The sequence below is a fragment of the Streptomyces sp. WELS2 genome (assembly GCF_013870595.1).
Taxonomy (GTDB): Bacteria; Actinomycetota; Actinomycetes; order Streptomycetales; family Streptomycetaceae; genus Streptomyces.
Genome location: NZ_JACBWZ010000380.1, coordinates 1 through 5,799 on the forward strand (window position 1 = coordinate 1; position 5,799 = coordinate 5,799).

Annotated in this window: 4 protein-coding genes and 2 pseudogenes; 5 read left to right on the top strand and 1 reads right to left on the bottom strand. The window is 72.9% G+C overall.

Annotated features, from left to right (window positions below):
* Together H5J33_RS37615 and H5J33_RS37620 are read left to right on the top strand one after the other, a co-directional pair.
* Positions 1–984, top strand: a pseudogene (locus H5J33_RS37615) (molybdopterin molybdotransferase MoeA); the annotation flags it as partial.
* A 111-nt stretch (positions 985–1,095) separates the two neighbouring features.
* A pseudogene (locus tag H5J33_RS37620) lies at positions 1,096–1,611 on the top strand (XdhC family protein); the annotation flags it as partial.
* A 17-nt stretch (positions 1,612–1,628) separates the two neighbouring features.
* Here H5J33_RS37620 and H5J33_RS21020 read toward each other — a convergent pair.
* Positions 1,629–2,813: an aminotransferase class V-fold PLP-dependent enzyme gene (locus tag H5J33_RS21020; RefSeq protein WP_181796474.1), complete on the bottom strand. Its 1,185-nt coding sequence runs from the start codon at positions 2,811–2,813 to the stop codon at positions 1,629–1,631.
* A 561-nt stretch (positions 2,814–3,374) separates the two neighbouring features.
* Between H5J33_RS21020 and H5J33_RS21025 the strand changes: the two genes are divergently transcribed.
* The 3 genes from H5J33_RS21025 (at position 3,375) to H5J33_RS37625 (ending at position 5,746) form a co-directional block, all read left to right on the top strand.
* A complete protein-coding gene (locus tag H5J33_RS21025; protein WP_181796475.1) occupies positions 3,375–4,652 on the top strand; it encodes an MFS transporter in 1,278 nt (425 codons plus the stop codon).
* A gap of 134 nt (positions 4,653–4,786) precedes the next feature.
* Positions 4,787–5,488, top strand: coding sequence for a DUF6308 family protein (locus tag H5J33_RS21030; protein ID WP_220212582.1), 702 nt, complete (start codon positions 4,787–4,789; stop codon positions 5,486–5,488).
* A gap of 126 nt (positions 5,489–5,614) precedes the next feature.
* Positions 5,615–5,746 (top strand): hypothetical protein, encoded by a 132-nt coding sequence (locus tag H5J33_RS37625; protein ID WP_258565261.1) that lies wholly within the window; start codon positions 5,615–5,617, stop codon positions 5,744–5,746.
* Positions 5,747–5,799: the final 53 nt, after the last annotated feature.

Genomic DNA, 5,799 nt, shown 5'->3' on the forward strand with positions numbered 1-5,799 from the left:
GCCCTCGGACTGGTGCTGGCCGTCCCCCTGGACGCGCTCACCGACCTGCCCTCCTTCGACACCTCCGCGATGGACGGCTGGGCGGTCGCCGGGCCCGGGCCCTGGCAGGTACGGGAGGAGGGAGTGCTCGCCGGGCACGCCCAGCCCGAGCCGCTCACCGACGGCGCGGCGGTCCGCATCGCCACCGGTGCCCGTATCCCCGCCGACACCACCGCCGTCCTGCGCACCGAGCACGGCCGGACCGACGCCCAGGGCCGTCTGCACCCCACCCGCGAGATGTTCCACGGCCAGGACATCCGTCCCCGGGGCCAGGAGTGCCGCACCGGCGACCAGTTGCTGCCCGTCGGCACCCTGGTCACCCCCGCCGTCCTCGGCCTCGCCGCGGCGGCCGGCTACGACACGGTCACCGTCGTTCCCCGCCCGCGCGTCGAAGTCCTGATCCTGGGCGACGAGTTGCTGACCGAGGGCTTGCCGCACGACGGGCTGATCAGGGACGCGCTCGGCCCCATGCTGCCGCCCTGGCTGCGCGCGCTGGGCGCCGACGTCGTGGCCGTGCGCCGGATCGGCGACGACGCCCGGGCGCTGCGCAAGGCGATCACCGCCTCCCGGGCCGACCTGGTCATCACCACGGGCGGCACCGCGGCCGGACCCGTCGACCACGTCCACCCGGTCCTGGAACGCGTCGGCGCCGAACTCCTCGTGGACGGCGTCAAGGTGCGGCCGGGTCACCCCATGCTGCTGGCCCGCGTCAAGGAGGACCAGCACCTCGTCGGCCTGCCCGGCAACCCTCTCGCGGCCGTCTCCGGCCTGCTCACGCTCGCCGAACCGCTGCTGCGGACCCTCGCCGCCCGCCCCGCCCCCGAGCCGTACACCCTGCCCCTGAAGGAGGCGGTGCAGGGGCATCCGTACGACACCCGTCTCATCCCCGTGGTGCTGCGCGGGGACCACGCCGTGCCGCTGCGTTACAACGGCCCGGCGATGCTGGAGGCGGGCCGCACCGGCACCGTGGACCTCTCGGCGGACGGCTCGCACTGCCCCGGCGGTCTGACGCTGCTCGTCGAGTCGAACGTGCCGCCCCCACGCATGATCGTCTTCGGCGCGGTGGACTTCGCGTCCGCGCTGGCCCGGGCCGGGAAGTTCCTCGGCTACCACGTGACGGTCTGCGACGCCCGCCCCGTCTTCGCCACCCGCGACCGCTTCCCGGAGGCCGACGAGGTCGTGGTGGACTGGCCGCACCGCTACCTGCGGCGCACCGGGACCGACGCCCGTACGGTCCTGTGCGTGCTCACCCACGACGCCAAGTTCGACGTACCCCTGCTGAAGGCGGCCCTGCGGATGCCGGCGGCGTTCGTGGGCGCGATGGGATCACGCCGGACCCATGAGGACCGCAACCGGCGGCTGCGCGCCGAAGGCGTCACCGAACGCGAACTGGCCCGGCTGCGCTCGCCGATCGGCCTCGACCTCGGCGCCCGCACACCGGAGGAGACCGCCCTCTCGATCGTCGCGGAGGTCGTCGCCCTCCGGCGGGGCGGCACGGGCGTGCCCCTCACCGGTTCCAGCACGCCGATCCATCACGAGACGGGAGAAGGAAGGAGGCCGGCGGTCGCCTGACGGCCCGGGGCGGCCACTCAGACCGAGAGGGAGCCCAGTGCCAGGCACAGCCTCTCGATGTCCTCGTCGGTGTTGTAGTAGTGCACCGACGCGCGCACCACGGCGGGCAGGCCGCGCGCGCCCAGGTCGTAGCGGGCCGAGGCGATCGCCGACACACTGGTGTTGATGCCCGCCGCGGTGAGCTGTCGCCGCACCTCGGCGGCGGGCACGCCGTCGACGGTGAACGTGACGATGCCGCACAGACGCCGGCCGCGGTCCTGGACGGTCACTTCGGGGAGCTGCGCGAGCCGGTGCCGCAGCCGTGCGGCGAGAGCCGTGACCCGCTCCTCGATCGCTTCGATGCCCCATCCCAGGGCGTAGTCCACGGCGGCACCGAGGCCGATCTTCGCCGCGTGGTTGGTTTCCCAGGCCTCGAACCGCCGGGCGTCGGACCGGATCTCGTACGTTTCCGCTCCGGTCCACGTCGCGGCGTGCAGGTCGAGGAAGGGCGGCTCCAGCTTCTCGACGAGCCGTTCGGAGACGTACAGGAAGCCGGTACCGCGCGGTCCGCGCAAGAACTTGCGCCCCGTCGCCGACAGCATGTCGCAGCCGATCTCCCGTACGTCGACAGGCAGTTGCCCCACCGACTGGCAGGCGTCGAGCAGGTACGGGACGCCCGCGGCGCGGGTCAGCCGGCCGATCTCCGCCGCGGGGTTCACCAAGCCGCTCTGGGTGGGCACGTGGGTGACGGCGACGAGCTTGACGTCGTCGTCCAGGCGCCGTTGCAGGTCCGCCACCGACAGTTGGCCGTGCTCGTCGTCTTCCACGACCTCGACGCGGGCGCCGGTGCGACGGGTCACCTGCAGAAAGGCGATGACATTGCTGGCGTACTCGGCACGGGAGGTCAGGATGCGATCGCCGGGCCGGAAACGCATCGCGTAGAAAACCATGTCCCAGGCCCGGGTGGCGCTTTCGACCACGGCGACCTCGTGCGGCCGGCAGCCGATCAGGCGGGCGATCGACTGGTAGACGGCGTCGATCTCCGCGGCCCGGGCCGCCGCGGCCTCGTAACCGCCGAGCCGCGCCTCCAGCCGCAGGTGGTCGATGACGGCTTCGAGGACCGGAGCCGGGGCGAGTGCCGCGCCGGCGTTGTTGAGGTGTACGACGTTCGCGCAGCCGGGGGTCTCCCGGCGGGCACGGGCCACGTTCACTGGTTCCGGCACGGCACTCCTCGACGTTCGTCCTGGCGGGGACAGACAGTCCTGTCATGTTCCCAGGATTCTTCCCCTGCCGGAGGACCGGCCGGGCACCGCCGGGGAAGGGAGGTCACCACCGCAGGGTGAGGCGCCTCGGTGACCTGAAGCCGCGGCCTTCGACGCCGTCGGTGTCCAGGGCCGGACGGCCCGGCCGCGTCCGTGTCGGCGGAGCACCGGCGCAGCACCCAGGTCAGCGGGCACTCCCAGCGCCAGTACTCCTGGATCACGGTCGTGGCCCCGGACTCGCCGGCGCGGGCGGCCTCCGGGAGCGCCGGGTCGGAGAGGACCGCGTACATCAGGGTGGCGAGGGAACGGAACGGCGGTTCGGTGCCGGTGGACAGCAAGAGGGGTACCGTGGGGAGGAGTTCGGGCCCGGTGCCGATCACCGGGGCCTCGTGGCGCAGCAGTCGGCCCACGAGGCTTCGGCGGGCCACGCCGAGGGGGTACCGAGGCGCGGTGCGGTGTGCCGTCGGCGAACACCGGCGGCCGCCGAACCCCGCCTGTTCGCCGACAAGGAAAAACCCACCCATGAAATTCGCCACGCGCCCCGACCGTCGTGCGGATCCCCCTCGTACCGCGCCGCTCGGCCGGTTGGTCACCGCGAACGCGCTCAGCTCGGTCGGGGACGGCGCGCGGTTCGCGGCGCTGCCTCTGCTGGCGGCGGCCGTCACGCGGGACGTGTTCTGGGTGTCGGTGGTCGCCGCCGCGGGGCGGGCGGCCTGGCTGCCGGCACCGCTCATCGGTACTCTCGTCGACCGGATGGCGGCGCGCCGCTCCATGGTGGGCGCCGATCTGGCACGCTGTGCGCTGCTGACGGCGCTGACCGCGACGACGGTCGTCGGGTGGGTACCCGTCATGTCGCTGGTGGTGCTGGCCTTTCTCTGCGGCATCGCCGAGGTGTTCTTCGACAGCGCGGCCCAGGCGGTCGTACCACGCCTGGCCGAGGACCGGCAGTTGGAGCGGACGAACGCCCGGATCATCGGGGCGCAGATCACGGGAACAGGTTTCCTCGGTCCGCCGCTCGGGGCGGCGCTGTGGACGGTCGGGCGGCCCTGGCCGTTCGCCGTGGACGCGGTGACGTTCCTCGGTTCGGCGCTCCTGCTCACAGGCTTGCCCCGGTGCGGTCCGGGGAAGCGGCCGCAGGGCGGGGAGCGGACGGAACGCGGCGTCGCCGGTCTGCTGCGCGGAACGTGGGCCGGCCTGCGGCTGCTCGGCGGGGACCGGGTGCTGCGCCGCCTGATGGCGGTGGTCGCGGTGCTCGGCGTGGGCCAGCAGGCGGTCTACGCGGTGCTCGTCGTGTACGTGGAGGGCAGGCTCGGCCTGCCGTCCTGGGGTTACGGCCTGATGCTGGTGGCGGCGGCCCTCGGCAGCCTGACCGGGGCCAGGACGGCGGCGTGGACGGCGCACCGGCTGGGCACCGCGCGCAGCCTGATCGTGTCGGTGACCGTGTCCGCGCTCACCTACCTGGTCGTCGCGGTGCTGCCGTGGTGGCCGCTGGTGGCGCTGATGCTCGCCGGGAACAGCGCCGCCGTGGTGCTGTGGAACGTCTGCACGGTCTCACTGCGGCAGCGGCTCACCCCACCCGGCATGCTGGGCCGTGTCACCAGCGGATACCGCCTCGCCGCATGGGGGACCATGCCCGTCGGCGCCGCGCTGGGCGGCGTCCTCGCCGGGCGCGTGGGCCCCGGAGCCCCCTGGGCCACGGCGGGCCTGCTGCTCCTGGGATGCCTTCCACTGCTGCGCGGCATGCCGTCGACGCCGTCGCGACGGTTGGAACCGGGGAAAGAGCCTGAGAGCGTGGATTAGAAATCCCTGTCACCGGCTGCTCGGTGAAGAGTGTTCACCGCGATCAGCTCTCTGTCGGCTCCGGGAAAACACCGTTCTTCTCGTTTGTAACGGGCGGCCGAAGCCGACGTGGATTCGATGAAGAAGGAGCTTTCATGACCTTTCCTGCCATGGCGCCCGGTGACTGTGAGGGAGCGTTGCCGCCGTTCGCGCGGCAGTTGTGCGGTCTGGTGAGTGCCGAGCGTGCCGTTGGTGATCTGCGGCGCTACTTCGGCATCGGTCTGGCGCCCGGCGAGGCGGCGTTCACCGGCAGCCGGTTCGAGCATCTGGGTGGTGGGGGAGACCGGCCGGAGGTCGCCGACCGGATCACGGCGGAGGACCTGATCGCGGTGCAAACCTTGTCGGTGACCGTTCCGGCGCCGGTCGCACTGGACATCTTGGAGGGCCCACTTGGCGCGCGGCTGTCCGGGCTGCTGCGTGACATCCCACGGGGCATGGACATGGTCGACGCCGGGGAACACGACCTGGCTCCGGGGTCGCCGGCGGACCGGGCCTGGCGACTGCTGGAAGACCAGCCCGACGTCGGGTGGGTGATCGCGGGGAAGCTCCTGGCCAGGAAGCGCCCACGGCTGCTGCCCGTCTACGACAAGGTGGTGCGCTGCGCCCTGGGCCGCCCGCGCCCCTCGTTCTGGCTCGCGCTGCGCGCCGCGCTCCGCGCGGACGACCGCGCCCTGCACCGCCGGTTGCTCGCCCTGCGCGAGGTCGCGGGAGTGCCGGAGACGGTGAGCGCGCTGCGGGTGTGCGACGTGGCGGTGTGGATGGGGCACCGGGCGCAGGGCCATGCCTGCCCTCGCTGACCGTGGCGGCGAAGGGGCCCATACGTCCGGCAGGAAGACACCTTCGTGTGCCGCGTAGGCCGGTTCGTGTGATGGCCGTGGACGGTGCCCGCCGGATTGTCAGTGCCGCCTCCTAGCATGGCGACCATGACGAAGACGCAGGTGGGGGCGGCGGGACGGCTGCTGCGCGAGATGGTCGGTGCCGGTCGGGACACGGAGGGAACGGGCCCGCGCAGCAGCCGTCCCGCCGCCCCCACCTGCGTCTTCGTCACCAGATGATCATCGCGATCGACTACAACATCGTGTTCGTCTCCCTGCCGGAGATCGGCACG